The following is a 491-nucleotide window of genomic DNA, read 5'->3' on the forward strand; positions in this document are numbered from 1 at the left end:
CCCCCCTCGCTCATGCCAAGCACTGCACTTGCCTCTGCGGCCAGTTGCTGGCCTTCCGGGCTAGGCGAGCTGCCGACGAAGAGCATCAGCCGCTCGATGACCTTCACGGTGTCCTGGGAGGGTTGGGCGAACTCGGCCAGGTGATCGATGGCAGTCGCGATATTCCAGATAGCCCTGTTCATGTCCCGCTGGATCACGTGGATCGAGCTGGCATTGGCCGCGATGGCCAGTTGCGACTTCGTCTGCAACAGTAGGTCGTGGGCGATTTGGAGCAGGGCGTTCTGCAGGGGCTGTCCACAGGCACGCTGCTGAGCGCGAATGGGAGCGACCAGACCCTGCAACATCGCAGCACCTTCAGCCTCGATTTGCAGATTCTCGGAAGCACCGGCGGCAGCGCCTGCTTTGGCCATGTAGCCTTGCACGTAGGCGTCGAACTGGGTCTCGGCGATCAAGCTCAGGAGGAGGTTGTTGCGGTTCTGGAGGTTCATATG

General features: G+C 61.7%; 1 protein-coding gene. It reads right to left on the minus strand.

Annotation, left to right across the window (positions count from 1 at the left end):
* The coding region (locus JHD77_RS31725) for a hypothetical protein (protein ID WP_199506565.1) at nucleotides 1-491 on the minus strand (491 nt) is incomplete at both ends.

The organism is Pseudomonas sp. P20 (assembly GCF_016463925.1).
Classification (GTDB): domain Bacteria; phylum Pseudomonadota; class Gammaproteobacteria; order Pseudomonadales; family Pseudomonadaceae; genus Pseudomonas; species Pseudomonas aeruginosa.